This window comes from Chitinivibrionales bacterium (assembly GCA_014728215.1).
Lineage (GTDB): Bacteria > Fibrobacterota > Chitinivibrionia > Chitinivibrionales > WJKA01 > WJKA01.
In genome coordinates this window covers 1-2977 of record WJLZ01000103.1, presented here as the reverse complement: position 1 = coordinate 2977, position 2977 = coordinate 1, and the positions used below count along the sequence as shown (strand labels likewise).

Annotated in this window: 2 protein-coding genes; one reads left to right on the top strand and one right to left on the bottom strand. The window is 48.4% G+C overall.

Features of this window, described 5'->3' with window-relative positions; genetic code table 11:
* A partial coding sequence (locus tag GF401_07905) for a hypothetical protein (GenBank protein ID MBD3344971.1) occupies nt 1–1062 on the top strand: 1062 nt, incomplete at its 5' end.
* Nucleotides 1063–1134: 72 nt separating this feature from the next.
* Here the strand turns inward: GF401_07905 and GF401_07900 are convergent.
* Nucleotides 1135–2313, bottom strand: a complete 1179-nt coding sequence (locus tag GF401_07900) for a hypothetical protein (protein ID MBD3344970.1) — start codon at nt 2311–2313, stop codon at nt 1135–1137.
* Nucleotides 2314–2977 lie beyond the last annotated feature (664 nt).

Sequence of the window (2977 nt, the reverse complement as noted above, 5' to 3'; positions counted from 1 at the left end):
TGCGGTGTGGATCCCAAAGCCGCCTGCACTGTTTTTTTTGGCGGCTCTGAAGGATTTTGTAATATTGTCGAAGGATGCTGGTTTGAGTTTTCCTCCGACAGCGAAATCACCGAAAACACAATCGGTATCATGATTTCAGAAGGAGATTATGGTGAAGGCCTCGCCAATAGGAACCATGTATTCAGAAAAAATGTTTTTAAAAATTATGCCTACGGCATACTGATCGGCAGTCATGATGATACTGTTGGAGAATACGGCCATATTGTCGAGTATAATGTTGTCGACACCTGTTCTATCGACGGGATCATGGTCAAATGCGGCGACACCCAGATCAGAGGCAACAGGATAACCAACTGCAAACGAAATTCGATTTCGGTGATTGCCGGAAAAGGAAGTGTGGTTGTCGATAACCGTGTTGAAGACAGTTCCACTGGAATAACAGTTAAGGGGATCGGTCATACGGTGCAGAATAACTGCATTATTCATTGTCCCCAGCAGGCAATTGAGCTTCCCGGTACGTTGCCCGATGATAAGGTACAGAGCGAAAACATATTCATAGAGCAGAATACGTGCATCGATTGCGGCAGCGAAACAAATACCGAGGCTATTGCCGGAGTACATATTCGCAGGGATTCATCATGTATTGTCCGACGGAACCTTTTCCATGGAAAAGGAAAACCGTATGTTATTGACTGGGAACATGATGAACAGGAGCGGCCGACGCAGAAACGAAATTACTTTATCGATGACAATCTTCTGTCGGGTGAATGTGAATCTCTGGAAGGCACCGAAGTTTCCACAATAGAATTCGCCTCTGTGGCGGATAAAAATTATCATAATTCATCGGGATACGGTGCCCGGGGATGGGTCCTCGACCGGAAGACATACGATCCTGATGAAGAGGAAGCTCAGGATACATCCCATACAATTCCCCCGCCCTTTACAGAAACGCAAATCGGAACGGATGATTCTCCTGCCGACGATGTTATCGATGAGCTCAATGAAAAGGAGCTGTATAAACGGTCGCTGCTCTTTAATAAAAAGAAGCGGAAAGAGCGGTAAAAAGGAAACCCCGCAGGCCCGTTCAGGAACACAAATCGCCGGTGCGCTGTTTTCCTCTGCACCGGCGCAATATCACCCCATTCGGAGGGCGCCCTTATTCAGTATTATCGCAGTTTCCATGTGATGAGTCTGGGGATAAAGATCGAAGAGGGCTGCTTTGTAAATTGTATAACCCATCTTGTTAACAAAATACCCGATATCACGCGCCTGGGTTGATGGATTACAGGAGACATAGAGGATTTGATTCGGATTAAGTGCGCTGATACCTTCCCGCGCGTTTCGAGTCAGTCCCGGTCGGGGAGGATCCACAATAAGGCAGTCGATATCTTTTATGGATGGATTCAAAAGAAAGTTTTCGGCGGATACAAGCCTTGTCTCCACATGGGGCAGGTTGTTATTGTAAAGGTTTTCCTTTGCCAGATCGATGCACTCGATTTCATTATCGATGCATAATCCCTTTTTGAATGCATCACCGAGCATCACGGAGAAGAAACCGCCGCCGCCGTAGAGATCAACAAAAGTATCTCCTTCAAGCCACGGTCCCGCCCACTTTCCCAGGGGTTCGAGGAGATGGCGGTTGCTTTGAAAAAAGCTTGTGCCGGAAACGGAAAGCCGGGAACCGGCAACATCGATGAGTGCCTTTTTCATGACAGTACCATTGACTGCAGGGTATGAAGCAACAACACCGTCACTGCCGCATACCGCTTTAATTTCCGCGGTCGATTCGGGAAGAGAAGCAAGATGCAGGTCTAAATCCGCAAAGAAATCGTTGAGGGGTGCGGCCAGGAGTCGGCAGGCGGGGATGTCGACGATCTCGTTGGTGCCTTTTTTGTAAAACCCTTTTTTTCCCCGGGCAGGCTCGACTTTGAACTGAACCCGCAGACGGTAATTCCATTCGTGGGCACTGAATATCTGAACCGGAGGCAGGTCGTGGAGTTTTCCGGTTCGTTCGAGACATTCTAAAAAAACCTTTTTCTTTATAGTGAGTTGAACCGGGTGGGCGATATGCTGCCAGTCGCAGCCACCGCATTCCTGCGCGCATGCACAAACCGGGTTCCGTCGATTCGGTGACGGTTCGATGATTTCCACGGGTTGCGCAATCGGACAATCGCTTCGTACACCAATCTGTTGCGCCCGTACCGTCTCTCCCGGAATGACATCGCTTACAAAAACGATTCCCTGATCGGTCCGGGCCAGGCCCCAGCCGCCGTACACGAGTTTCTCAATTTCGAGTTTGTTCCATATTTTCATTGTGATGATACCCTGTATGCTCCTGCCAGAGCGTTTGAATAAAATGCTATATCTTTTTTGCACAGCAGATAATGGGTAATGCTGAAAAGCGGCAATTCCCGATATTCTGCAATGCGTTGTTGTTCGTTTGTCCGGTCGCTAAACCATATTGCCGCCAGGCGAAGTTGTTCACATTTACTTTTTCTGATATCAGCAGGCGTCCATCCCACGGCAATGGAATAATCCCGGCTTATCAGTGCTTTTTCGAATTCGGCTCCTCCACGGCCGTCAAGGCGGCAGGGCATGCCGATATGCGAGATATCAGCCAGAAGTTTTTCGGCCAGCCGGGTGGAGATCGGATCGCCCTTATTATACAAAATTGTCAGAGGAGAACCGGTAAATGGGGCCTGGCGAAGTCTTTCCGGATTGTTTTCACGATTGATACCTGTCGTGTCAACAAGGGCGTCGATAACATGACCCTCGGCCTGGATAAAATTTTTCAACAGCTCTTCCGGATTGATCATCGAGACCAGAAATTTGCGAAGCTCCTCCGATTCTTCACCCAGCGCCAGAAAATAGAGATCTTCCCATCCCCTGACAAGTTTGGATTCCTGCAGAAGCTTATCGCGGGCATAGGCGATATCTTTTGTCTGGTAGAGTGTTATTATATCGTACCGTTTCATGG

What these genes read in the sequence shown, in the direction of transcription:
- GF401_07900 (MBD3344970.1), bottom strand. Translation starts at nt 2,313, where the DNA reads ATGAAAATATGGAACAAACTCGAAATTGAGAAACTCGTGTACGGCGGC.